At 69.1% G+C, this 24190-nt stretch carries 25 protein-coding genes and 1 riboswitch; of the genes, 9 read left to right on the top strand and 16 right to left on the bottom strand.

The window, feature by feature from the left end:
• Both VES41_RS10190 and VES41_RS10195 read left to right on the top strand, forming a co-directional pair.
• The gene (locus tag VES41_RS10190; protein ID WP_324816309.1) at positions 1–1101 is read left to right on the top strand and encodes a porin; all 1101 of its coding nucleotides are present in this window, start codon (positions 1–3) and stop codon (positions 1099–1101) included.
• A 21-nt stretch (positions 1102–1122) separates the two neighbouring features.
• Positions 1123–2403, top strand: coding sequence for an MFS transporter (locus tag VES41_RS10195; RefSeq protein ID WP_324816311.1), 1281 nt, complete (start codon positions 1123–1125; stop codon positions 2401–2403).
• Between the two features lie 79 nt (positions 2404–2482).
• Here the strand turns inward: VES41_RS10195 and VES41_RS10200 are convergent, their stop codons facing one another.
• The 7 genes from VES41_RS10200 to VES41_RS10230 are packed head-to-tail and all read right to left on the bottom strand — an operon-like array spanning position 2483 to position 8384.
• Positions 2483–3262, bottom strand: a complete 780-nt coding sequence (locus VES41_RS10200) for an SDR family NAD(P)-dependent oxidoreductase (RefSeq protein WP_324816313.1) — start codon at positions 3260–3262, stop codon at positions 2483–2485.
• A gap of 29 nt (positions 3263–3291) precedes the next feature.
• Positions 3292–4455 (bottom strand): thiolase, encoded by a 1164-nt coding sequence (locus tag VES41_RS10205; protein WP_324816315.1) that lies wholly within the window; start codon positions 4453–4455, stop codon positions 3292–3294.
• On the bottom strand, positions 4452–4847 hold the full coding sequence (locus VES41_RS10210) for a Zn-ribbon domain-containing OB-fold protein (RefSeq protein WP_324816316.1): 396 nt from the start codon (positions 4845–4847) through the stop codon (positions 4452–4454). Before VES41_RS10210 ends, VES41_RS10205 begins: the two co-directional genes overlap by 4 nt.
• Before the next feature lie 10 nt (positions 4848–4857).
• Positions 4858–5649: an enoyl-CoA hydratase/isomerase family protein gene (locus VES41_RS10215; RefSeq protein ID WP_324816318.1), complete on the bottom strand. Its 792-nt coding sequence runs from the start codon at positions 5647–5649 to the stop codon at positions 4858–4860.
• A gap of 13 nt (positions 5650–5662) precedes the next feature.
• Positions 5663–6127, bottom strand: coding sequence for a MaoC family dehydratase (locus VES41_RS10220; RefSeq protein WP_324816320.1), 465 nt, complete (start codon positions 6125–6127; stop codon positions 5663–5665).
• 20 nt (positions 6128–6147) lie between these two features.
• The gene (locus VES41_RS10225) at positions 6148–7119 is read right to left on the bottom strand and encodes a tripartite tricarboxylate transporter substrate binding protein (protein ID WP_324816321.1); all 972 of its coding nucleotides are present in this window, start codon (positions 7117–7119) and stop codon (positions 6148–6150) included.
• 41 nt (positions 7120–7160) lie between these two features.
• Positions 7161–8384 (bottom strand): CaiB/BaiF CoA-transferase family protein, encoded by a 1224-nt coding sequence (locus tag VES41_RS10230; RefSeq protein WP_324816322.1) that lies wholly within the window; start codon positions 8382–8384, stop codon positions 7161–7163.
• Between the two features lie 273 nt (positions 8385–8657).
• On the opposite strand from VES41_RS10230, the gene VES41_RS10235 reads away from it, so the two are divergent.
• Positions 8658–9560 (top strand): LysR family transcriptional regulator, encoded by a 903-nt coding sequence (locus tag VES41_RS10235; protein WP_324816476.1) that lies wholly within the window; start codon positions 8658–8660, stop codon positions 9558–9560.
• Between the two features lie 26 nt (positions 9561–9586).
• Positions 9587–9757: riboswitch (yybP-ykoY riboswitch) on the top strand.
• 19 nt (positions 9758–9776) lie between these two features.
• Entirely contained in the window at positions 9777–10349 is a 573-nt protein-coding gene (locus tag VES41_RS10240; protein WP_324816324.1) for a TMEM165/GDT1 family protein, read from the top strand.
• A gap of 40 nt (positions 10350–10389) precedes the next feature.
• On the opposite strand, the gene VES41_RS10245 is transcribed toward VES41_RS10240, so the two are convergent.
• Genes VES41_RS10245 through VES41_RS10265 form a run of 5 tightly spaced genes read right to left on the bottom strand, consistent with a single transcriptional unit; the run spans position 10390 to position 15921 of the window.
• Positions 10390–11211, bottom strand: coding sequence for an SRPBCC family protein (locus VES41_RS10245; protein WP_324816326.1), 822 nt, complete (start codon positions 11209–11211; stop codon positions 10390–10392).
• Positions 11201–11683: a (2Fe-2S)-binding protein gene (locus tag VES41_RS10250; protein ID WP_324816327.1), complete on the bottom strand. Its 483-nt coding sequence runs from the start codon at positions 11681–11683 to the stop codon at positions 11201–11203. Before VES41_RS10250 ends, VES41_RS10245 begins: the two co-directional genes overlap by 11 nt.
• Positions 11680–12573, bottom strand: coding sequence for a xanthine dehydrogenase family protein subunit M (locus VES41_RS10255; protein ID WP_324816329.1), 894 nt, complete (start codon positions 12571–12573; stop codon positions 11680–11682). The genes VES41_RS10250 and VES41_RS10255 overlap by 4 nt, the downstream gene beginning before the upstream one ends.
• The gene (locus VES41_RS10260) at positions 12566–14935 is read right to left on the bottom strand and encodes a xanthine dehydrogenase family protein molybdopterin-binding subunit (protein ID WP_324816330.1); all 2370 of its coding nucleotides are present in this window, start codon (positions 14933–14935) and stop codon (positions 12566–12568) included. The genes VES41_RS10255 and VES41_RS10260 overlap by 8 nt, the downstream gene beginning before the upstream one ends.
• 2 nt (positions 14936–14937) lie before the next feature.
• On the bottom strand, positions 14938–15921 hold the full coding sequence (locus VES41_RS10265; protein ID WP_414719087.1) for a Bug family tripartite tricarboxylate transporter substrate binding protein: 984 nt from the start codon (positions 15919–15921) through the stop codon (positions 14938–14940).
• Between the two features lie 214 nt (positions 15922–16135).
• On the opposite strand from VES41_RS10265, the gene VES41_RS10270 reads away from it, so the two are divergent.
• Entirely contained in the window at positions 16136–16699 is a 564-nt protein-coding gene (locus VES41_RS10270; protein WP_324816331.1) for a MarR family winged helix-turn-helix transcriptional regulator, read from the top strand.
• Between the two features lie 22 nt (positions 16700–16721).
• Here the strand turns inward: VES41_RS10270 and VES41_RS10275 are convergent, their stop codons facing one another.
• From VES41_RS10275 to gluQRS, 3 genes are all read right to left on the bottom strand, one after another.
• Complete coding sequence (locus VES41_RS10275) at positions 16722–17495, bottom strand: class II aldolase/adducin family protein (RefSeq protein ID WP_324816333.1); 774 nt, start codon at positions 17493–17495, stop codon at positions 16722–16724.
• A 109-nt stretch (positions 17496–17604) separates the two neighbouring features.
• A complete protein-coding gene (trmB, locus tag VES41_RS10280; RefSeq protein ID WP_324816334.1) occupies positions 17605–18408 on the bottom strand; it encodes a tRNA (guanosine(46)-N7)-methyltransferase TrmB in 804 nt (267 codons plus the stop codon).
• The gene (gene gluQRS / locus VES41_RS10285) at positions 18395–19294 is read right to left on the bottom strand and encodes a tRNA glutamyl-Q(34) synthetase GluQRS (RefSeq protein ID WP_324816335.1); all 900 of its coding nucleotides are present in this window, start codon (positions 19292–19294) and stop codon (positions 18395–18397) included. The genes trmB and gluQRS overlap by 14 nt, the downstream gene beginning before the upstream one ends.
• 123 nt (positions 19295–19417) lie before the next feature.
• Between gluQRS and VES41_RS10290 the strand changes: the two genes are divergently transcribed.
• The 4 genes from VES41_RS10290 to VES41_RS10305 all read left to right on the top strand — a co-directional run bounded on the left by VES41_RS10290 (position 19418) and on the right by VES41_RS10305 (position 23070).
• Entirely contained in the window at positions 19418–20404 is a 987-nt protein-coding gene (locus tag VES41_RS10290; RefSeq protein ID WP_324816337.1) for a hypothetical protein, read from the top strand.
• 148 nt (positions 20405–20552) lie between these two features.
• The gene (locus VES41_RS10295) at positions 20553–21338 is read left to right on the top strand and encodes a hypothetical protein (protein WP_324816338.1); all 786 of its coding nucleotides are present in this window, start codon (positions 20553–20555) and stop codon (positions 21336–21338) included.
• Positions 21339–21340: 2 nt separating this feature from the next.
• Positions 21341–22471 carry a hypothetical protein gene (locus tag VES41_RS10300; RefSeq protein WP_324816339.1) on the top strand — a complete coding sequence of 377 codons (1131 nt, stop codon included), beginning with the start codon at positions 21341–21343 and terminating at the stop codon, positions 22469–22471.
• A gap of 41 nt (positions 22472–22512) precedes the next feature.
• Complete coding sequence (locus tag VES41_RS10305; protein ID WP_324816340.1) at positions 22513–23070, top strand: hypothetical protein; 558 nt, start codon at positions 22513–22515, stop codon at positions 23068–23070.
• A 22-nt stretch (positions 23071–23092) separates the two neighbouring features.
• Here the strand turns inward: VES41_RS10305 and VES41_RS10310 are convergent, their stop codons facing one another.
• Complete coding sequence (locus VES41_RS10310) at positions 23093–24160, bottom strand: NAD(P)/FAD-dependent oxidoreductase (protein WP_324816342.1); 1068 nt, start codon at positions 24158–24160, stop codon at positions 23093–23095.
• Between the last annotated feature and the right edge of the window lie 30 nt (positions 24161–24190).

A 24190-nucleotide genomic window follows, 5' to 3' on the forward strand; every position in this document is an offset into this window, starting at 1 on the left:
ATGAAGAAAAGCCTCCTGGCGCTCGGCGCGCTCGCGGCCGCGCACGGCGCGTTCGCCCAATCCTCCGTCACCGTGTTCGGCGTGCTCGACACGTCGATCGTCTACACCGAGGGCAGCGGGCCGAACGCCGGCAGCCGCACGCAGATGAGCAGCAGCGGCAACAGCTTCAGCCGCCTGGGCTTTCGCGGAACAGAAGACCTGGGCGGCGGCTACGGCGCCGGGTTCTGGCTCGAGGCCGGGCTGCAGAGCGACAGCGGCGGGATCATCCCCACCAACGTGAACAACCAGATCAATGGCGTGCAGGCCGGCAGCTTCGGCTTCAGCCGCCGCGCCACGGTCAGCCTGTTCGGACCCTTCGGCGAGGTGCGCCTGGGCCGCGACTACACGCCGACCTTCTGGAACACCGCGCTGTTCGATCCGTTCGGTACCGGCGGCGGCATCGGCGCGAACCATCTCTACTTCGTCGGCCAGGGCGGCCTGGGTGCCTACGTCGGCACGCGCGCGTCGAACAGCGTGGGCTACTTCCTGCCGCAGAACATCGGCGGCTTCTACGGACAGGTGATGGCGGCCAGCGGCGAGAACGTCGACGTGGACGGCCAACCCGGCGCTCATGACGGCGACTACCTCGGTGGCCGTCTCGGCTGGCGCAGCGGCGGCTTCGACATTGCCGGCGCCACCGGCCGCGCGCAGTACGCCAGCGGCGACCTGACGCTGTCCAACGTCGGCGTGGCCTATACCTTCGGCCCGTCGATCCAGGCGATCAGCGGCCTGAAGCTGATGGCCGAGTACCACCAGGACAAGCTGGGCGAGCGCGAGGGCAAGGGCGGCCTGGTCGGCTTCAAGTGGCCGATGGGTCCGGGCGTGCTCAAGGCGTCCTACGCCCACTACGAGCGCGACCCGCAGGTGGCGGGCCAGAGCGACCTGGCCAGCGACAAGATGGCGCTGGGGTACGAGTACCTGCTGTCCAAGCGCACGTCGCTGTACGCCACCGTCGCGCGCATCCACAACGACGACGGCACGGCCGACTCGCTCGGCGGCGTGCCCACGACCCCGGGCCGGCCCGCGACCGGCACCGAGTTCGGCATCACCCACACCTTCTAACTTCCCTGGAGAGCCCGCACCATGCAAGAACGAGCCATGCGCTGGTGGGGCGTGATCACGCTGTTCGTGATCGTCGCCATCAGCTACATCGACCGCATCAACATCTCGGTGCTGATCACCGACGCCGACTTCCTCTCGCACGTCGGCCTGACGCGCGGCGACCGGCTGAGCCAGGGCTTGCTGGCCACGGCGTTCATGGTCGGCTACGGTGTCTCGTCGATCGTGCTGACGCCCCTGGCGGCCGCGCTGCTGGGCGTGCGCCGCAGCCTGCTGGCCGGGCTGGCGCTGTGGGGCGTGGTGACGTTCCTGTCGCCGCTGCTGGACAGCTTCGGACTGCTGCTGGGCTCGCGCATCCTGCTGGGCGTTTCCGAAGGGCCGGTGTTCGCGCTGGCCGCGGCGTACATCAAGGCGCACTTCGAGAGCCGAGAGAACGGCCTGCCCAACTCATTCGTCAACATGGGCACCGGCCTGGGCCTGGCGATCGGCTTCCCGCTGGTCGGCTACCTGCTGGCTGCGCACGACTGGCAGACCTCGTTCCACGCCCTGGGCGCGATCAACATCGTGCTCGGCATTCCGCTGGTGCTGGCCTTCGTGCGCATGCCCAAGGTGGACGACAGCCGGGCAACCGCCGGCGGCGGCCGCGCGGCGCTGGCGCAGGTGGGGCGGATGGTGGCCGGCGCGATGCACACGCGGCACCTGCTGCTGGTGACGCTGCTGACCTCGGCTTTCCTGGCCTACCTCTGGGGCAGCAGCAACTGGCTGCCGAGCTACCTGAAGGAGGCGCGCGGCTTCTCGCTGCGTGAGATGGGCTGGCTGGCCAGCCTGCCGCAGTACGCCACCGTGGTGGCCGTACTGATCGGTGGCGTCGTCATCGACCGCATTCCGCGCCGCAGCGTGCCGCTGATGTTCGTCTGGTGCAGCGTGGGCGTCGGGCTGGCGGTCTGGCTGGCGATCGAGGCCGAGGGCCGCTACACCGCGGCCTATTGCCTGATTGCCGCCAACTTCTTCTGGGGCCTGATGAGCCCGGCCATTCCGAGCACGATGCAGCACTTCTCGCGACCTGAGCACGTGGCCAGCAGCTACGGTGTGGTCAACGGCGTGGGCAGCCTGGTGGCCGGCTTCATGCCGGCCCTGATGGGCAGCGTGATCGCGCATGCGGCCACGCCGCGCGCCGGTTTCCTGGCCGGCTTCGGCACGCTGATCGGCACGCAGGTGGTGGTGTTCCTGTGCGGCCTGGTGCTGTGGCTGCGCGAGCGCAACGCGCCGCAGGCGAGCGAGGCGGGCGCTGCCGCGCCGGCCTGAGCGCGTGCGTCAGGTGGGCAGGTAGCGCAGGCGCGCCCCGACGTGAACCGGCGGCGGAGCGTCGCCCCGCCCGCCTGCCTCACAGCCCGATGGTGTAGCCGCCGTTGACCGACAGGTGCTGGCCGGTGACGTACGAGGCGCCGTCGGACAGCAGGAAGCACACCGGGCGCACGACTTCGTCCGTCTCCCCCCAGCGGCCCAGCGGGATCTGCTGCAGGTAGGTGTCGCGGAACTTCTCGCCGCGGATGGTTTCGGTCATGGGCGTTTCCACCACGCCGAAGCCGACGGTGTTCACCCGGATGCCGAAGCGCGCCCATTCGCGCGCCGCGCACATCGTCAGGCCCAGCACGCCGGCCTTGGCGGCTCCGTAGTTGATCTGGCCGATGGTGCCGCGCCGGCCGGCGTCGGACGAGATGTTCACGATCGAGCCGGAGACCTTCTCGCCCGCCTTCGAGCGGGCCAGCAGGTGGCGGCCCAGCGCCTGCAGGAAGTAGAAGGAGCCGGACAGGTGCACGTCGATCACCTGCTGCCATTGCTCCAGCGTCATCTTGTCGATCATGGCGGTGCGCGTCACGCCGGCATTGTTGACCAGGCCATTGACGTCACCGAAGGCCTGCACGCCCGCATCCACCGCCTGCTGCGCGATGGCGGGGTCGGCCACGCTGCCGGCGACGGTCACGCAGCGCGATTCGCCGAGCGACTCGCGCAGGCCGGCCAGCGCGTCGGCATTGAGGTCGACGGCGACCACGCGGCCGCCCAGTCCGGCAATGGCCGTGGCCAGCGCGTGGCCGATGCCCTGGCCGGCGCCGGTCACGATGACCTGTCGGTTCTCGAGCGAGAAAGGCTTGTCTTCTTGCATGTCTTGAATCTCCGTTGTCGGTGGTTTTTTCAGAGCGTTTCCTCGGTGCCGAGGATGAGGGTGGCCTGGCTCGACAGCTCGCCGCCGTTGCCGTGCGCCAGCGCCAGCCGGGCGCCGCCGACCTGCCGTTCGCCGGCGGTGCCGGCGAGCTGCTGCGCCGCCTCGACCATGGTGAACAGGCCATACATGCCGGGGTGGGTGCAGGACAGCCCGCCGCCATTGGTGTTGACCGGCAACGTGCCGCCGGGCGCGATGCGGCCGCCCTCGACGAAGGCCGCGCCCTCACCCTTGGCGCAGAAGCCCAGGTCTTCCAGGAACAGGATGGTGTTGAGGGTGAAGGCGTCGTACACCTCGACCACATCGATGTCGGCCGGCTTCACGCCCGCCTGCGCCATCGCCCGCGGGCCGCTGAGCGAGGCGGCGGTGACGGTCAAGTCGGGCATATTGGTGATGTCCTTGTGCCAGGCCGCCGCGGCGCCGCCGAGGACGTAGGCGGGCCGCTTGGCGAGATCCTTCGCGCGGTCGGCGCGCACCATCACCACGGCGGCGGCGCCGTCGGTCACGAGGCAGCAGTCACGCACCGAGAACGGGTCGGCCACGATGCGCGAGCCGAGGTACTCGTCCATCGTCAGCGGGTCGCGCATGAAGGCGTCGGGATTGAGTTGGGCCCACCGGCGCGCCGCCAGCGCCACTTCGCCCAGCTGCTCCTTCTTCAGTCCGTACTGCGCCATGTAGCGCGAGGCGGCGAGCGCGTAGCCGCCGACCGGGCGCGCCAGCTTGTAGGGGCCTTCGTAGGGCGAGGGCTTGAGCGAGCTGACCAGCTTGCCGGAGGCGGTGCGCTGGTTGCTGCCATAGGCGATCAGCGCCACGTCGCACAGGCCAGCCTCCAGCGCCAGGGCGGCGTGGATGGCATGGGTCTGGAAGGACGAGCCGCCAGTGCGGTTGTTGTCGGTCAGGCGCGGCGAGATGCCGAGGTACTCGGTGAAGCTCAGGCCAGACAGGTAGTCGTCCGGCAGGCCGATGAACAGGCCGTCGACGTCCTGCGGTGTCAGGCCGACCGACGACAGCGCCCGGGTGCTGGCGGATACGGCCAGGTCGAGCGAGGACAGCCCGGGGGCTTCGCCGATGCCGTAGGTCGCCGACGCGACGATTGCGGTCTTGCCGCGGGGAAAACGTTCCTGGCTGCCGCTCATTGCTTTGCTCCTTCGGCCGGGTCGAACACCACCAGCGGCTGGCCCTCGTCGTCGCGCGCGATGCGCGCCCTGACGGCCATGCCCACCTTGACTGACTCGGGCGGGACGCCTTCCACGCGGCTCATCATGCGCGGGCCCTCCTGCAGCTGCACCAGGCAGACGTTGTAGGCCGAGGCGGGCGGACGCACGCGCATCACGGTGGTGGCGTACACCGTGCCCAGGCCCGATGCGGCGACCCATTCCAGGTCTTGCGCGCCGGTGCGCGGCGCGGCCACGCGCGGGTAGAACACGTGCTCGCCGCTGCTGCGCGAGCGCTGGATCATGAAGCGTCCTTCGGCCAGGTGCGCGAAGTATTCCTGCTGAGGACGCGGGTCCTTGGAGTGGTCTGTCATGGCGAGTGTTTCAGTTCTCCGGCCACTGGTACAGCGGCGGTTGCTTGTTCAGGAAGCGGCCGGCCGCCTCCTTGTGGAAGGCGCTTTCGCGGCACAGCGACTGGGCCATCGCCTCCTGCATGTAGACGGTGCGGCGGTCGGATTCGAAGGCGTGGTTCATCACCGACTTGACGATGCCCAGGGCGCCGGCCGGGGCCTGCTCGAAGCGGGCGGCCAGCTCTACGGCGGCCTCGAGCACCGGCCTGTCTTCCACCACCTGTTGCGCGATGCCCAGCGCGAGCGCCTCGGGCGCCTTCACGACCCGGGCGGTGAACGCCAGTTCCTTGGCGCGAGCCAGTCCGACCGCGCGCGGCAGCAGGTACATGCCGCCCAGGTCGGGCACGTAGCCGATGCGCGCGAACACGGCGCAGAAGGTGGCGCGCGGCGACACCAGCACGAAGTCGGCGGCCAGCGCCATCGACAGGCCGGCGCCGAAGGCCGAACCGTCCACCGCCGCGATGACGGGTTTTTCCATGTCCACCAGTTCGTCGAACCAGCGTTGCATCGAAAGGATGCGGCTGCGGCCCTCGAACACGTCGGTGCCGCCCTGGCCGCCGCCCATGGCGCGGATGTCGCCGCCGGCGCAGAAGTGGCCGCCGGCGCCGGTCAGCACCACGGCGCGCACAGACGGGTCGTCGCGCAGTTCGGGAATGGCCGCGGCCAGCGCCTGGCGCAGTTCCAGGTCGAGCGCGTTGCGCGCGGCCGGGCGGTTCAGGGTCAGCACAGCGGTGCTGCCGGTGCGGGTGATCTCAAGTACAGGCATCGTCCGGACCCGCTCAGTAGCGCAACTGCATCAGCCACTCGGCCACCAGGGCCGGGCGCTCGGCGCCTTCGGCGCGCACGTCCACGCTCCAGCAGCAGCGTGCCTCGTTCTCGCGCAGCACGTCCACGCGTGCCAGCTGGAAGCTGCCCACCAGCGCCGAGCCGCTGGGCACCGGCGAGGTGAAGCGCACCTTGTCGAAGCCGTAGTTGAGCGCCAGCTTGCGGCCCGGGAACTCGAACAGTCGGTGGTACCAGCCGGTGATGAGCGACAGCGTCAGCAGGCCGTGCGCGATGGTGGTGCCGAACGGCGACTCGGCCTTGGCCCGCTCGCGGTCGACGTGGATCCACTGCTTGTCCTGTGCGACGTCGGCGAAGGTGTCGATGACCGACTGGTCGATGACGATCGGGTCGGCGGTCACCGCCGGGGCGCCCACGTAGGCCTGCAGCGCGGCAATCGAATCGAAGCTTTTCTTCTTCATGACGAGGTTCTCCTTTGCGCTCAGTCGGCGCGTACGCCGAGCGACTTGGCCAGCGGCATCCATTGCTTGCGTTCGCCGTCGACGAACTGCGCGAAGTGCTTCTGGTCGCCCGGCATCGGCTGGGCGCCGATGTTGCGCAGCTTCTCGATCAGCTCGGGCTTCTTCAGCGCTTCGTTGACGGCCTTGTTCATGGCGTCGATGGCCGGCTGCGGCGTGCCGGTGCGCGCCATCACGCCGAACCAGGCGGCGGCGTTCAGACCCTTGAAGCCCAGCTCCTCGGCGGTGGCCACGTCGGGCAGCTGCGGGAAGCGCTGGTCGTCCAGGATCGCCAGCGGCACGATGCGGCCGGCCTTGGCCTGCTGCATGCACGAGGGCAGGGCGTCGAACATGATGTCGATGTTGCCGCCCATCATGCTGGTGATGGCCGGCGCGCTGCCGGCGAACGGCACGTGCGTGACTTTGAAGCCCATCTTGCTGACGGCGTTCTCGCCCGCCAGGTGCGTGATGTTGCCGCTGCTGGCCGAGCCCATGGTGAGCTTGCCCGGCTCCTTCTTGCCCAGCGCGACGAGGGCCGGCACGTCCTTGGGGCCCAGGTCCTTGCGCGTGACCAGCAGAAGGGGCGACTTGCCCATGCCGACCACTGGCACGAAGTCCTTGGCCGGGTCGTAGGCCATCTTCTCGTAGATGGCCTGGTTGATGATGATCGGCGCGTTGGAGCCGACGAAGAAGGTGGCGCCATCGGGCTCGGCGCGCAGCACCGTCTCGGCCGCGATCATGCCGGCGGCCCCGCCCTTGTTGTCGATGATGATCGGCGTGCCCAGGATGCCCGACGTCTCGTGGGCCACCAGGCGGGTGATCTGGTCGGCCGCGCCGCCGGCCGGGTACGGCACGACGAAGCGCAGCGTGGCGGGGCGGCTTTGTGCCAGTGCGGCGCCGGCGCCGGCGGCAAGGGCCAGCGCGAGGGCGCTGCGGAGGAAGGTCTGGCGTTTCATGGCGGTCTCCTGCTTGTGATGAATCGGGATGGGAGCGGTGCTCAGATGGCGCCTTCGGCGCGCAGCTGGGCAATGCGTTCGCGCGACAGGCCGAGCGCTTCGCCCAGCACCGCGTCGGTGTGCTCGCCCAGCAGCGGCGCCGAGCGGCCGTACTGGATCGGCGTGCCGGACAGGCGGATCGGGCTGGCCACGGCCGGCGCCTGCACGCCTGCGGAATGCGGCAGCGACAGCTTCATGCCGCGGTGGCGCACCTGCTCGTCCTCGAACACCTGGGCCATGGTGTTGATGGGGCCGCACGGCACGTTGGCCGCCTCCATCCGTTCCACCCACTCACCCATGGGGCGCTCGAGCATGGTCTTCGCGATCTCGGGAATCAGCGTCTCGCGGTTGCGGTTGCGCTGGCCGGGCGTGGCGTAGCGCTCGTCGGCGGCCAGGTCGTCGCGGCCGATGAGCTTGCAGAAGGCGCGGTACTGCGAATCGTTGCCCACGGCCACGATGACGTCGCCTTCCTTGCAGCGGAACACCTGGTAGGGGACCATGTTCGAGTGCGCATTGCCCATGCGGCGCGGCACGTTGCCCGACAGGAAGTAGTTGATCGCCTGATAGGAGCCGATGGTGACCACGCAGTCGAGCAGCGACATGTCGATGTGCTGGCCCTCGCCGCTGACGTGCCGGTGCTCCAGCGCCGCCAGGATGGCCGAGGTGGCGTACATGCCGCACAGCAGGTCGCTGATGGCGATGCCGACCTTCATCGGCTCGTCGCCAGGCGTGCCTTCGGGCTGGCCCGTGATGCTCATCAGCCCGCCCATGCCCTGGAACACGAAGTCGTAGCCGGGCAGGGCGGCATACGGCCCGGTCTGGCCGAAGCCGGTGACCGAGCAATACACCAGGCGCGGGTTGATCGCGCGCAGGCTTTCATAGTCCAGCCCGTAGCGGGCCAGCGTGCCGACCTTGTAGTTCTCCACCACCACGTCGACCTCGCGCGCCAGCTCGCGGATCAGCGCCTGGCCCTGCGGATGCGCCAGGTCGACGGTGATGGACTTCTTGCCGCGGTTGGCCGACAGGAAATACGACGAGTCCGCGGTCTCGCGGCCTTCGCTGTCCTTGAGGAAGGGCGGCCCCCAGGCCCGCGTGTCGTCGCCGGCACCGGGCCGCTCGACCTTGATGACCTCGGCGCCCATGTCGGCCAGGTTCTGCGTGGCCCACGGGCCGGCGAGGATGCGGGTGAGGTCCAGCACCTTCAGGTGCCCGAGCGCGGTTTTCATGCCTGCGTTGTCTCCACGATTCGATGTCGATGTGAAGGCAGCTTAGAAGCCGCGGCATACAGCGGTCCAATATTATTTGGATCGAATTCGATACCGATTGGGTATTGAATGCCTGGCGCACTACACTGCGCTCGCGGCGCCCGCGCCGTTCAGGCGCCTTGGCGCGATACCGCCAGTGCTTGCCGGAAAGAGAGAGACATTGCCGTGCTGATCGATCTGTCCATCCAGGCTGCCGTGGACGCGGCCGAGGGCGCCCGCTCGCGTCCGGCGCCCATGCTCGACCTGCGGCGCGTGCGGCAATTCGTGGTGCTGGCCGAGACGCTGAACTTCCGGCGTGCCGCCGAGCGCCTGCACATGGCGCAGCCGCCGCTGTCGGTGTCGATCCAGAAGCTGGAGTCTGAGCTGGGCGTGCGCCTGTTCGAGCGCGGCGGCACCGGCGGCGTGTCGCTCACGCCGGCGGGACATGCCGCCTTGCAGGAAGCGCGGCGGCTGCTGTTCCACAACACGCAGCTGCGCGAGTCGGCGCTGGCCGCCGCGTCCGGCACCGGCGGCGCGCTGCGTGTCGGTTTCGTCGGCTCCACCACCCATGGCGCGCTGCAGCGCATCGTGCGGCAGTTCCGTGCCCAGTGCCCGGGCGTCGAACTGGTGCTCAAGGAAGCGACCTCGGTGCGCATCATGGAGCGGCTGGAAAGCCGCGAGTTCGACGTCGGCCTGGTTCGCACACCGCTGATGGTGCATGCGCACGCGAGCCTGACGCCGCTCCTGTCCGAGACCTTCGTTGCCGCCTTGCCGACCGGCAATCCGCTGGCGCAGCGCCCCGAGCTGCGGCTGGAAGACCTGGCGCACGAGTCCTTCATCTTCTACGCGCGCAGCGACGCCGCCGGCCTGCACGCGATGGCCATGCTGGCTTGCCAGCTGGCCGGCTTCCTGCCGCGCGTGATGCAGGAGGCGACGCAGGTGCAGACGGTGCTGTCGCTCGTGGAAAGCGGGCTGGGCGTCGCGCTGGTGCCGTCGATCATGCAGCACGCGGCCAACCCGCATGTGGCCTACCGGCGCATCGTCGACATGCCCGATGCGGCCGCCATCGGCCTGGCGCTGGCGCTGCACCCGGACCGTGCCAGCCCGGCCGCGCTGCGCTTCAAGGAAGTCGCGGCACGCGCCATCGACGCGGACTGAGCCGCGGCCGCTTTGCTAGAATCGCGGCCTCAGTCATTGGGGAGTAGCTGCCCTGCGCAACGCAGGGGCTCACGTCAACAGACTTGGCCCACAGGCCATGGCGTGCGCAGCTTTCGAGCCTGGCAAGACCTTTGACCGCATGCCTTCCGGATAGGGCCGGGGGAGTCGTGCGGTCATTGCGTTGTCCGGCCCCGAACAAGAACCACCCCACTCATCATGGAAGCCTTTCTCGTGTCCACCGGCGTCGTCGCGCTCGGTGAAATGGGCGACAAGACCCAGTTGCTCGCCATCGTTCTCGCGGCCGCTTTCCGCAAGCCCTTGCCCATCATCGCCGGCATCTTCGTCGCCACCATCGTCAACCATGCGGCGGCCGGCGCGGTGGGCGGCTGGGTGGCCGCCGCGCTCGGGCCGGACGTGCTGCGCTGGGTGATCGGCGTGTCGTTCCTGCTCATGGCCGGCTGGATGCTGATTCCGGACAAGCTCGACGACACGAACTTGCAGAGCCGCTCGCGGCTGGGCGTGTTCGGCACCACGGTGGTGGCCTTCTTCCTGGCCGAGATGGGCGACAAGACGCAGATCGCCACGGTGGCGCTGGCCGCGCGCTATGCGGACGTGGTCCCGGTCGTGCTCGGCACCACGCTGGGCATGATGATCTCCAACGTGCCCGCTGTGCTGGTGGGCGACAAGGTCGCCAGGAAGATATCCATGAACGTGGTGCACGCGATTGCCGCCGCGATCTTCGGCGTGCTGGGCGTGCTGACGCTGCTGAACGTCGGCAAGCTGTTCTGAGCCGGACAACCGCCGCTGCCGGGCGCTGCCGCGGGCGCGATCAGCGTGCGCCCATCACTTCGCGCAGCCACGTTCGGCACTGCTCGGCGTCTTCCACGGGCCACTCGACGGTGACCGTCCGCTGGTGATCGCGCACTTCGACCCGGATGCAGCGGGCAGCGCCGGGCTGGACTGTGCGCACACCCGTCCTGCCACCCAGTAGCCGTGACCACCAACCGGCCGCTTCCTCGGCCGGTGCGTCGATGGCGTCGATGGCGACGGTGGGTGTCGGGGCAGTGGCGGGCGGTGCGACCGGTGCGTCGGCCCGCGGCGGCGATGTCGACGGACGGACCGGGCTGGCCGCGGGCGGATCGGCGGGCGCCGCTGCGCTCGGCGCCACCGGCGCCTGCGGGGCGGCCGCGGCGGCCGGCGCCGCGCCCCCGTCGATGCGTGCGCGAAGGTTGGCACCGAACTCGTCCCACATCCGGTCGGCCTTGGTCTTCATCACGCCCAGGCCGAAGGTGCCCAGGCGGCCGAGCACGTCCACCTGCACCTTCAGGCGAAGGTCGGTGCCGCCGTCGGCGGCGGGGGCCAGGAAGATCTCGCTGCGCTGCTTGAGCGAGCTGGCGACCGAGGCGTCTTCGCCCGTGCCTTCGGCGCGCAGGTATTCGGGCGCGCGCTGCTCCACGATGTGGGTGCGCAGCTTGAACTTCGCGCTGATGAAGGAGATCTTCACGTGCATCAGCGCCACGTATTCGGTGGGGCTGATCACCTCGATGGATTTCATGCCGGGCACGCAGCCGCCCATGACCTGCGGGTCGAGCAGCAGTTCCCACACACGCTGCGGCGGTGCCGCGACGCTCAGCGTCTTCTCAATTTCCATGGCGCATCTTCTCTGCTGCGTCGAGTACCGACTCGACGATCTGGGTGTAGCCGGTGCAACGGCACAGGTTGCCGTTCAGGCCATGCCGAACTTCGTCGGCGCTGGGGCTCGGGTTGGTTTCGAGCATGGCGCAGGACGCCATCAGGAAGCCCGGCGTGCAGTAGCCGCATTGCAGGCCGCCGCATTGCATGAAGCTTTCCTGGAGCGGATGCAATGCTTCGCCGCGCGCCAGGCCTTCGACGGTCTGCACGTCGCGCCCGCGCACCTGTACCGCCAGCATCAGGCAGGACTTGACGACCTCGCCATCGACGCGCACCGAGCAGGCGCCGCAGATGCCGGTCTCGCAGCCGCGCTTGGTGCCGGTCAGGTGCAGGTCGTCGCGCAGGAAGTCGGACAGCAGGCGGCGCGAGGGCACGCGGTCCACCGCGACGGGCTCGCCGTTGACGGTGCATTCGATGCGGTGCTCGCTCATGCGCATGCTCCTTCTGGTTCGGTGTTGTCGATGTCGATGCCGAACAGCTCTCCCATGGTTCGGCCGGCCACCACTTCCACCATGCGCCGGCGGAAGTCGGCGTCGCCGCGGGCGTCTGACACCGGTTCGATGTCGGCGGCGACGATGGCGGCGGCTTGCGCCACGGCGGAGGCATCCATCGTGCGGCCTTCCAGGAAGGCCTCCGCACGGCGAACCCGCGTCGGAATGGGCGTGGACGCACCGACGGCGATGCGTGCGGTATGGCACAGGAGCCCGTCCCGCTGCGCCACCAGGGCCACGCTCGCCAGCGGACGGTGCTCCGCCGCGGTGCGCAGGAAGCGGGTGTAGACGCCCTCGCTGCCCGGCGCCATCGGCGGCACGCGGATCTCGACCAGCAGTTCGTCCGGCTCCAGGGCGGTCTGGAAGTAGTCGACCAGGAAGGCTTCGAGCGGCAGCTCGCGTTCGCCGCGTGCGCTGGCCACGAGCACCCGCGCGTCGAGCGCCAGCAGGCAGCCCGGCGGATCGGTGGAGGGGTCGCCATAGCAGAGGTTGCCGCCCAGCGTGCCCTGGTTGCGCACCTGCGGGTTGGCCACGCGCGCGGCCATGCTGGCGAGCACCGGAAAGTGCCGCCGCACGAGCGGCGATGCCGCCACGTCGCAATGGCGGGCGAGGGCGCCGATGCGCAGGCCTCGCGCGGCGTCGAAGTCGATGCCGCGCAGCGCCTCGATGCCGGCCAGGCTGACCAGGTGCGTCGGCGCCAGCATGCGCTGTCGCATGGCCAGCATGAGCGCGGTGCCGCCTGCGAAGATGCGCGCGTCGTCGCCCAGGCCGGCCAGCATGCGGCTGGCCTCGGCGACCGTGGCGGGCTCCAGGAAATCGAACTCACGCATGGAAGGTCTCCTTGTCCTGGCGTGCCGCGGCGAGCTCGGCCAGGGCCGCCAGCACCTTCTGCGGCGTGATCGGCAAGTCGGTGATGCGGATGCCCACGGCGTCGTACACCGCGTTGGCGATGGCCGGCGCGCCGGGGAGGATGGCGGTCTCGCTGGCGCCCTTGGCGCCGTAGGGACCGTTCGGGTCGTTGGTTTCCACGAAGCCCCCGCGCAGCATCGGCACGGCGTCGGCGGTCGCCATTGTGTAGTCGGCGAAGTTGCCGTTCATGATGCGCCCGCCTTCGAGCTGCAGTTGCTCGTACAGTGTCCAGCCCATCGCCTGCACCGTGGCGCCGTTGGTCTGGCCGTGCACCGCGATCGGGTTCAGTGCCTTGCCGCAATCGTCCGAGACGAAGCTGTCGAGCACGGTGACCCGGCCGGTCCGGGTGTCGACCTCCACCTCCACTGCCTGCGCGGCATACGAGTAGGCGGGCGCGATGTTGCCGTACAGGTTGTCGTCGTGCATCTGCGTCTGCGCGTCCCAGGTGCCGCTGACCTGGATGCCCTCGCCGCCATGGCTCCAGATGTGCAGCCGAGCCAGCTCGGCGATGCTGGCGCGGCGCTCGCCCGGGGCCTCGGTGTCGAACACGAATCCTCCGGCCAGCGCGAGGCGCGCGGCCGGAAGCGTCCACTTCGCCGCCGCCGCCGCCAGCAGCCGGTCGCGCGCCATGCGTGCGGCCACGATTGCGGCATTGCCGGCGGCGATGGTCACGCGCGAGGCGAGCGAGCCGATGGCGATGGGCGAGGTGTCGGTGTCGGGCGGCAGCACCAGCGTGTGGGCGACGGGGATGTCCAGCTCGTGCGCCACCACCTGGCTGAGCATCGTCATGGCGCCCTGGCCCATGTCGCATTCGCCGCTCATGATGAACACGCGGCCGTCCTCGTTGATCTTGACGACGACCGTCGAGCCGTCCCAATTGCCGATTGTGCGGTTGCCGCTGACGTGCATGGCGGCGGCCATGCCGACGCCGCGGCGCCTGGCGCCGGTGTCCTTGGCCCGGCCGCGCTTTTGCGACCAGCCGATCGCCTGCGTGGCCTGCTCGATGCATTCGACCAGGCCGGTGCTGCCGATCTTCCAGCCGTGCACCGAGACGTCGCCCGCTTCGAGCGCGTTGCGCCGGTGCACCTCGACCGGGTCCAGCCCGAGCCGCTCGGCCATCGTGTCGATGTGGCTGTTGAGCGCAAACTGCATCTGCGCGCCGCCGAAGCCGCGGAACGCGCCGTGCGGCGGCGTGTGCGTGTAGGCCAGCGTGGCATGCGAGCGCACGTTGGGATTGCGGTGCATGTTGTCGCTGCGCATGCAGGTGACGTGCATCACGTCGCCGGACAGGCCGGCGTAGGCGCCGCAGTCGGCGATCACGCGCACTTCCTTGGCGACGATGATGCCGTCCCGGTCCATCCCCAGCTTGAGCGTCACCCGTTCGGGCACGCTGGAGCACGCGGCCAGGAAGTCCTCGAGCCGGTTGTTCACCAGCCGCACCGGCGCGCCGGTCTTCACCGCCAGCAGGCCGGCGACGAGGTTGTTGGCGTCCTCGACCATCTTGGCGCCGAAGCCGCCGCCGGTGGTGGCCTGGAGCACGCGCACGCTGGAGATGGGCCGCTCCAGCGCCGCAGCCAGTCGCAGCCGCGCCTGGGTGATGGATTGGGTGGAGGTCCACACCACCAGCCGGCCGTCGGCGTCGATGGTGGCCACGGTGCCCATCGGCTCGAGGTAGCCGGGGTACTGCGCATGGCAGTCGTAGGTGGCCTCGTGGACGAGGTGCGCCGCCGCGAAGCCGGCGTCCGGGTCGCCGCGCTCGTAGCGGATCTCGTGGGCGATGTTGCCCCGGCCGGGGTGCACGCCCGGCGCGTCCTCGTCGAGCGATTCGTCGGGCGTCAGGATGGCCGGCAGCTCCTCGTATTCGACGGCGATCAGGTCCAGCGCGTCGCGCGCGATCTCCTCGGAGACGGCGGCCACGGCGGCCACTTCCTCTCCGGCGAAGCGCACCACGCCCTCGGCCAGGATGCGGCGCTCCTTGTGATGCACGCCCCACAGTGCGCGAGGCGCGTCGGCGCCGGTCAGCACCGCCTTCACGCCCGGCAGCGCCAGCGCCGCGGACGTGTCGATCGACAGGATGCGCGCGTGCGGATAAGGGCTGCGCAGCACTTTGCCGTGCAGCATGCCGGGCAGCTTGTGGTCGCCGGCATACACCGCGCGGCCCAGCACCTTGGCGCGGGCCGTGACCTGGGCGATACCGGTGCCGAGCGTCGACGCACTGGCCTGTCCGGCGCCCGGCGTCGCTGCGCCGGCTTCGGCGCGGGCCTCGGGGGCGGGGGCTGCCATCGTCACTCCGCGGAGATGTGCAGGTCGCGGATCACCTTGCCCAGCACGTCGTACTCGGTGGCGTTGATCCGGCCGAGCTGCTCGGGTGCGCCGCCGGCGGGCAGGGCGCCGAAGGTCGCGAGCTTGCTCACCACCTCGGGCGACTTCAGGATGCCGTTGAGTTCCTTGTTGAGCAGTTGTACGACCGCGGCGGGCGTGCCCTTGGGTGCGAAGAAGCCGTTCCAGGAGCCGACCACCACGTCCTTGTAGCCGAGTTCGCGCAGCGTGGGGACATCCGGGGCCAGGGGCGAGCGCGCGGCGTCGCCGATGGCCAGGGGAACCAGCTTGCCGGTGTCGATGTACTGGCGCACCGGGCCGAGCGTGACCCAGGCGGTATCGACATGGCCGGCCACCACGTCGGTCACCGACGGCCCGACACCGCGGTACGGCACGTGGACGATCTTCACTCCGGCCGCCTGGTTGAGCCACTCGCCCAGGATGTGCATCGGCGAACCGGCACCCGGACTGGCATAGGTAACCGATTTGCCGCCCTTGGCGGCGGCGATCATCTGCGGCACCGTCTTGATGCCGGTGCCGGGATTGGCGACGAGGATGAGCGGCTGGGTAGCCGTGTTGATGACCGGCTCGAACCCGCCGAGCACGTCGTAGCTGGCCGAGGGCGACAGCTTCATCACCATGGGCGCGGTGGTGAAGGGGTTGGGCGTGAACAGCAGCGTGTACCCGTCGGCCTTGGCGCGGCCCACGTAGTTGTTGCCGATGGCGCCGCCGGCGCCGGGCTTGTTCTCGATGATGACCGACTGCTTCAGCCGCTCGCCCAGCTTCTCGGCGAACAGGCGCGCAATGGCGTCGGTGTCGCCGCCCGGCGGGTAGGAGACGATGACGGTGACGGGCTTGGACGGGTAGGCGTCCTGGGCGAAGGCCGGCGCCGCGACGGCGCAGGCCGCCATGGTGGCAGCAAGAAGGACGTGTCGGCGGGTCGAGAACATCACTGGCTCCTGGAGGGGGCCGCAAATGGGTGCGGCAGCTGGCAGTTGAGAAGATTGGCGGTTCATTGGTGAAACAATGGTTCACCAATGAATAAAGATTCTGCGCGTCTTCATTGATCGATCAACTTGCCGTAAATACCGATTGACACAACGATTGTTTAGACGTTGGAGTCGAACTTGAAGGCGAGCAGTCCCATGGAACAATGCGGCCCCGATGAGCCCTATTTCTTCTCCTTCCGATTTCCCGCCCAGCCCCTGGCATGACCTCGACGAGGCCGGCACGGGGCTGACGGTCGACGCCTTCATCACCACGCTGATGAGCGAGGCCGGCAACGCTCTGCGGCGCACCATCACGCTTCCCTATGCCGACCAGTTCGGGGTGTCGGTGTCGGAGTGGCGCGTGCTTTCGTTGGTGGCGCATGCCGGCCGTATCGCCTTCAGCGACCTGGTGACCCAGTCCACCTCCGACAAGGCGCTGGTCAGCCGCACGCTCAAGCTGCTGGAGGGGCGCGGCCTGGTGTCGCTCGAGGCGGAAGGCAACACGCCTCGAAAGAAAGTCTTTTGCGCGGTCACGCCGTCCGGACAGGCGCTGCACGCGCAGGCCATCCCGATCGCGCGCAGGCGCCAGGCGGCGGCCATCCGCTCGCTCGAACCGGCGGAGCGTGACGCGTTGTACGGGGTGCTGCTGAAGCTGCGCGACTATTGCCGCGCGCAGGAGACGACGGGCGCGGCGCACGGCCGGGGCGCCGGGCGCGACATGACGGGCCTCGACATCTGAGGCCGGCGCCGGCCGGGGGCTGCTATTGCTTGTAGCCCGGGTCCGTTCGGTCGAGCCGGCGCAGCAGGGCTGGCCAGGCGATGTTGGCGCCCTGGCCTGCAGTCACCGTCTTCATCACCTGCGCCAGGCCCTGAAGGATGCGCGGGTCCACGTGCACCAGCTCGCCGCCGGCCTGGGCGTCGATCTGGATGCGGCAGGTGTTCTCGAACGTGTACATCGAGAGAAACGCCTCGGGGATGGACCGGCCCACGGTCAACAGTCCGTGGTTGCGCAGCATCAGGTACGTCTTGTCGCCCAGGTCGCTAGCCAAACGCGGCTTCTCGTCGTCGCGCAGGGCCACGCCTTCGTAGTCGTGATAGGCCAGCGACGACAGCACGAAGGTGCTTTGCTGGCTGATCGGCAGCACGCCGCACTTCTGTGCGCTGACGGCGATTCCGGCGCGGCTGTGGGTGTGCAGCACGCAACCGACGTCTTCGCGCGCTTCGTGGATGCAGCTGTGGATGGTGAAGCCGGCCGGGTTGACCGGATGCGGCGAGTCGATCACCTTGTTGCAGTGCTGGTCGACCTTGACCAGGCTGGAGGCCGTGATCTCGTCGAACATCAGGCCGTAGGGGTTGATCAGGAAGTGATGCTCCGGCCCCGGGATGCGGGCACTGATGTGGGTGAACACCAAGTCGCTCCAGCCGTACAGGGCGACCAGCCGGTAGCACGCTGCCAGGTCTACCCTCAGCTTCCATTCCTCTTCGCCGACCTGTCGGCGCAAGGCTTCGGTTTCCTGGGCGGTGGTGGCGTTCATGGCGCGTCTCCTGAAGGTCGTTTCGTGGGGCTGGGATACCGCCGCCAATGTAGACCAACGCGCGGTCGCCCGCTGTCCGCCACCGGACAGAACGCCGGCGCGGCGCAAGTCAGGTTCGGGTGAACAGGACGTCGTACACGCCGTGGCCCAGGCGCAGGCCGCGGTTCTCGAACTTGGTCAGCGGCCGGTAGTCCGGCTTGGGCGAATAGCCGTCGGCGGACGCCTGCGGCGAGCGTTCGAGCAAGGGTTCGGCCGCCAGCACCTGCACCATCTGTTCGGCGTACGGCTGCCAGTCGGTGGCGCAGTGCAGGTAGCCGCCGGGTGCCAGGCGCTCGGCCAGCTTGTGCACCAGCGGCGGCTGGATCAGGCGGCGCTTGTGGTGCCGCTTCTTGTGCCACGGATCGGGAAAGAAGATGTGCACGCCGGCCAGCGACGCCGGCACCAGCATGTGGTCGATCACCTCGACCGCGTCATGCGCGCAGATGCGGATGTTGTTCAGCTGCTGCTCGCCGATGCGCTTGAGCAGCGCACCGACACCGGGCTCGTGCACCTCGCAGCACAGGAAGTTGGTCTCGGGCCTGAGCGCGGCGATGTGGGCCGTGGCCTCGCCCATGCCGAAGCCGATCTCGAGCACAGTCGGCGCTGCCCGGCCGAAGGCGGCGGCCAGGTCCAGCGGCTGCGCGCGATAGGGCAGCAGGAACGCCGGTCCTTGCTCGCGGTAGGCGCGCGCCTGGCCGTCGGTGGTGCGTCCGCCGCGCTTGACGAAGCTGCGCAGCCGGCGGTGCAGGGGGTGGAGGGCGCCGTCGCCGGCATCGGCATGGGCGGGCGCGGGATGCGCCTCGGCGGAGGCGGAGGGCAGCGGCGCGGGAACGTCGTCGTCACCGGCCACGGGATCAGGGTCACGCGGATTCATGGGGATCGCGATTGTAGAGAGCGCGCCATTGCGCCACCCAGCCAGTGGTTTCGGTACCGGCCAGTCCGAGCGCCCGGGCCGCGGAGGCGAGGGCGGCGGCAGCAGCCTGCGGCGTGCCGGTATCGATGGCCGTGGCGCCATTCTGCTTGGACAGCTTGCTGCCGTCCTCGCCCAGTACCAGGGGCGTGTGCAGGTAGCGCGGCTGCGGCAGGCCGAGCGCGCGCTGCAGCAGGATCTGGCGCGCCGTGTTGTCGGCCAGGTCTTCGCCGCGCACCACGTCGGTGATGCCCTGGTCGGCGTCGTCCACGACCACCGCGAGTTGATAGGCCCAAGGGCCATCTGCACGGCGCAGGACGAAGTCGCCCACCTCGCGCGCCACGTCCTGCCGCTGCGCGCCCAGACGGCGGTCGATCCAGTGCACGGCTCCCGCGTCGCCCTGGAATCGGGTCGCGGCGAAGCGCCACGCGCGCGCCGGCTTGCCGTGCAGGCCGGTGCGGCAGGTGCCGGGGTAGACGCGTTCCCCGTGGCGTTCATGGATCACGCCCTGCCGGGCCAGGGCGGCGTCGATGTCGCTGCGCGAGCAGCCGCACGGGTAGGCCAGGCCAGCATCGCGCAGGCGCTCGAGCGCGGATTCGTACAGCATGGTGCGGCGCGTCTGCCACACCGGCGGTTCGTCAGGCAACAGGCCGCAGGCCGCCAGTTGCCGCAGGATCAGTTCGGCGAGCCCGGGCCTGCAGCGCTCGGTGTCGGCGTCCTCGATGCGCACCAGCCAGCGTGCCCGCGGGCCGCGCGCACGCACGTCCAGCCAACTGGCCAGCGCGGCCACCAGCGAACCGGCATGTAGCGGGCCGGTGGGCGAGGGGGCGAAGCGGCCGGTGTCAAGCATCACAGGGGACATAGACGGCATCGAATAGCTCCAAACGTCGGGAGGCTGTTGTTTCATCGTGCCAGCGCATTGGAGGGCTGCCTATACTCATTTCCAGAATTCAAACAGATCAGGGAGAGCATCGTGCGTCACTCAACGACCGTCGAGGCCGCTGCATTGCCGCGCGCGATCGACATGGCCGCAGCCGCGCGGACAGGCCGGGGCCGATGGCTGCTTGTGCTGGCTTCGGCGGTCGTGCTGTCAGGCTGCTTGCAGCCACCCACAAAGCGCGACGCCAAGCTGGCCAGGGACCTGGCCCACATGCAGTATGCGCAGGAGCCGTTGATCATCAACGACGCCGATGGCTACACGTACACCAACGCCCCGCAGGAGACGTGGCTGGGCCCGCACCGGTTCATGATCCCGGCGAACTATTTCACCGACCAGGCAGGCCCGGACTTCCAGGGCGGAGTGACGATGGAAGTGGAATGGCCCGACCTCAAACCGCTGCCGCCCGGGCGGCGGCGCGTGATGAGCATGCCGGAGTTCTTTGCGCTGGTTGGTGGCGGCATCAACTATGTGGACCGGCTGCCATGGCAGGAGTCGATGGAGAACGGGGTCAGCCCGCCTCTGTCAACTTCCTTGCGCCGCCGGGATCCGGTGCGCAATCTGGCGTACCGCACGCGGGGTCAAGATGTGCACGGCCTGCAGCGCTGGTATGTCAGCGATCGGGACAAGCAATTGTTTCGCGACATTGTCAAGGGCCAGGAGTACTTCCAGTACTGGCCGCCCAGGCCCGAGGACATTGAAGACTGGTACCTCCGGTGGGACGCCCAGGGGCAACTTGTTACCCGCATCAAGTGCACCCCCCTGATCCAGCCGGACGGGCTGGTGCTTCAAGACGGGCGGGTAGTCGATGTGCCGGAAGTCAGGCGGAGCGCCTTGTGCAGGCATTCCTTTGCCATTCCCAAATACAAGGCGTTGGTCTCGCTTGGCTACGCGCGCGTGTTGTTGGGCGAATGGCAACGCATCGAACAGACCTACCGGCAGAACCTGGATCGCTACTACGTCGGTGAGGGCGAGGGCTGGAAGAAGAAGAGGGAGGAACGAGGTGGTGAGCAGAAAAGATAGGCAGGAGAAACAGGGGGACCGGCACGCCAGGATGGATCCGCCGCGAGCGTCGAGGCTGCTGCTTGTGCTGGCTTCGGCGGTCGTACTGTCAGGCTGCTTGCAGCCACCCACAAAGCGCGACGCCAAGCTGGCCAGGGACCTGGCCCACATGCAGTACGCGCAGGAGCCGTTGATCATCAACGACGCCGATGGCTACACGTACACCAACGCCCCCCAGGAGACGTGGCTAGGCCCGCACCGGTTCATGATCCCGGCGAACTATTTCACCGACCAGGCGGGCCCGGACTTCCAGGGCGGAGTGACGATGCAGGTGAAATGGCCCGAACTCAAGCCGCTGCCGCCCGGTCGGCGGCGCGTGATGAGCATGCCGGAGTTCTTTGCGCTGGTTGGTGGCGACATCAACTACGTGGACCGGCTGCCATGGCAGGAGTCGATGGAGAACGGGGTCAGCCCGCCTCTGCCAACGTTCTTGGACCGCCGGGATCCGGTGTGGAATCTGGCGTACCGCACGCGGGGTGAGGATGTGCACGGCCTGCAGCGCTGGTATGTCAGCGATCGGGACAAGCAACTGTTTCGCGACATTGTCAAGGGCCAGGAGTACTTCCAGTACTGGCCGCCCAGGCCGGAGGACATTCGAGACTGGTACATCCGTCGGGACGCCCAGGGGCAACTCGTCACTCACATTGTGTGCAGCCCGCAGATCCAGCCGGACGGGCTGGTGCTTCAAGACGGGCGGGTAGTCGATGTGCCGGAAGTCAGGCGGAGCGCCTTGTGCACTCACTACTTTGCCATTCCCAAATACAAGGCCTTGGTCTCGCTTGGCTACGCGCGCGTGTTGTTGGGCGAATGGCAAAGCATCGAGCAGACCTACCGGCAGAACCTGGATCGCTACTACGTCGGTGAGGGCGAGGGCTGGAAGAAGAAGGAGGAGTGACAGTGAGTGGATTGACCAAGCGGGACATGCAAATCCTAAAGGCGTACGCGTTTGACCGGCACAACAGGGAGCTGTACTGGAACTACCTGGCGCAACTGCCCGGCAACGACGGCTACGGCCTGCTGGCGCTGGGTGTCGTGCGCAATGACAACATGCCGGGGGCAGTGGCCAATAGCTATGCCCAGCACCATGCGTACCGGCACGACGGACGCGTGCTAAGCGAGCACGAGTGGGAGAAGTTCGGGCAGTTGCTGATCCAGCATGACTACGACCAGCGCGAACAGGCATTCTTCAAAGGCCACAGCCCCGAGCAGGCACTGAACCTGCCTGTCAAGGCGGTGCAGCGAGCGCACGATTTGACTTTCGAGTCGGAGAAACTCGACCCCAACGCCTGGACCCCGCGCGTCCTGCTGGAAGCCGCGCGCACGCAAGATGGGGAGGTCGCCGCCGAACGCGTCTGGTCGCAGCTGCTGGACAACGCCCGCCTGGGCCTGAACCGCGCGTGGAATACGTCCGAAGAGATCGTCCGCTACCTTGCCGCGCCAGAGGCGACGCGCTACATGGGCAGCCTCGCCGCTGCCACCCTGGAGGCCTCGCAAAGCCTGCCCGCCACGGACCCCGACCGCATCGGCAACCAGCACCAGTACTACAAATATGACGAGGTGGCGCGCCAGTGGGGAAGCATGCGCTCCGGCATCGACGGCGCCGCGCTGTGGCCTGCGTCTGTCGTCACCGATCCGGTGCGGATTCGCGAGCTGGACGACACCCGGGCGCTGCGGCTGCAGAACCAGGAGAAGGCGCAGCAATTCATGCCCGACGATCCCTACCGCGTGCACCTGCGCAGCCCGCAGACGCTGGCGAGCAAGGGCGACGATCCGGCCCGTACACACGCCGCCGAGAGGGCCATGGACGGGCCCTTCGGCAACCCGCTTCTGAATCTCGCCTGCCATGCCGCGAGCCAAGGCGATGAGGCCTTGTTGAGCGAGGCTGCGCGGCTGTTCGCCCAATCCGACCAGGGGCAGGACTTGCAGAGGCTGGGCGCACGATTGCTGGCCGAGCAGCAGGCGCAGGAGCGAGTTCAGGCCCAGCGGGCGCAGGAGAAATCGGCGCCCGTTCTTGTGCTGCAGATGTAAGGGGCCGGCGATGAATACACATGTCACGCCGGAGGACAGCCATGCGCCATGACTCGGATGCGCCGGACCCAGGCCTGGGCAAAGCCGCCGCTGCGTTGCTTACCCTGCAGGCGGCACTCGAGCAGCGGGAAGCGCGGCTGACGGCCGCCATCGGCCGGGAACTCGAATCGCTGCAGTCGCAGGTCAAGCAGGTGCGCAGGGACGTCGCTGGCGTCGTCGACGCGGCCGGTGCGCGAATCGCCAACGAGGCGCAGGCGGCCGCGTTGCCGGTGGTGCATCGGTTGGACCAGGCCCTCGCGGCCGCATCGAATCACGTCCATTCGGCGAATCGGGCGGTGTGGGTGTGGCTGGGGGCCGCCGGCACCGTCCTGCTGGTGGCGCTGCTGGTGGCCTGGGCAGTATTGGGCTACTACCGCAGGGAGTTGGCCGCGGCGAAGGACGAACTGGCGCGCTACGACAGTGCGATTCCCGTGGTCCGGGCCTTCTATGCCTCCGACGCGCAGCTTTGCGGAGGGCGCATCTGCGTCAATATCGAGCCGGGCGGGCAGCGCGTGGGTGACAAGCGCCAGTACCGTCAGGCCAAGGCGCGCCCGCAATGACCGTCGGAAGCGGCGTTCGCGCTCAGGCGACAGCCAGCGCCAGCGACAGGCCGGAGAGGAATGCCTCTTCGACGCGGTGGCCGGTGCACCAGTCGCCGGCGGCGCCCAGGCCGGCCTTGGCGTCCCACAGGTGCGGGCGTCCGGCCGCGACGGCGGTCTGTGCTTCTGGCCAGCAGCGCGCGCGGGCGTAGCCGGGTTCGGCGCGGATGCCGGTGATCTCGGAGAAGGCGCGCAGCAACTTGGCCTGCACGCGGGGCGCGTCGTCGCGCAGGTGTTCTAGCGACCAGGCCGGGCTGGCCTGCACCGTCCAGCGTTCGAGCACCTGGCGGCCGGGCTTGGAGGATTCGCGCGCCAGCCAGGCGATGCGGTGATGGGTGCTGCGCGCCGCGTTCCATTGCGGGCCCAGATGCGCCAGGGTGGGCTGGCTGGCGTTCGTGAAGGCGATCATCAGCGCCCAGCATGGATCCACCCGGACGTGGGCCATCTGCCCGGACAGCAGCGGCGAGTGCTCGCCCAGGAGGCGCCGCGTCGGATTGGGCGGCGTTGCCAGCAGCACCGCATCGAAGCCGGAGTAGACGTGCTGCGAGTCGCCCTCGCCGCGCGTACGCACCTGCCAGCGGCGGCGGTCGAGCGCGTCGGGCTCCAGCGCCGCAACCTCGACGCCGGTGAGGAGCGCGTCGCCCAGCGGGCGCGCCCATTGGCGCACCAGCGCGTCCATGCCAGGCTGTGCCACGAAGTGCGGCTCGTGATTGGGCAGCGCCGCCTCGGCGACCCGGCCGTGCGCATCGAGCACGCGCACGGCGTTGGCGCTCCAGGGCCGGCACAGTTCGGGCTCGATCTGCACGACACGCATGAAGCGCGGGTCGCGCACGGTGAAATACTGGGCGCCGGTGTCGAAGCTGCCGAAGGGCGAGTCCTCGCTGGCCATGCGTCCGCCCGGGCGACCCGAGGCTTCGAACACAGTCACCTGGTGGCCGGCCTGCACCAGCGTGCGCGCGCAGGCCACGCCGGCCATGCCGGCGCCGACGATGGCGAAGTGCTTCTTCTTCGAGGTGGCAGGGGGGCGGGTGCGAGGGCGGGTCTGTGGCATGAGGTCTTTCGGCGATGCGTGCGGGTTGCC

Source organism: Variovorax sp., from assembly GCF_035634955.1.
Classification (GTDB): Bacteria; Pseudomonadota; Gammaproteobacteria; order Burkholderiales; family Burkholderiaceae_C; genus Variovorax.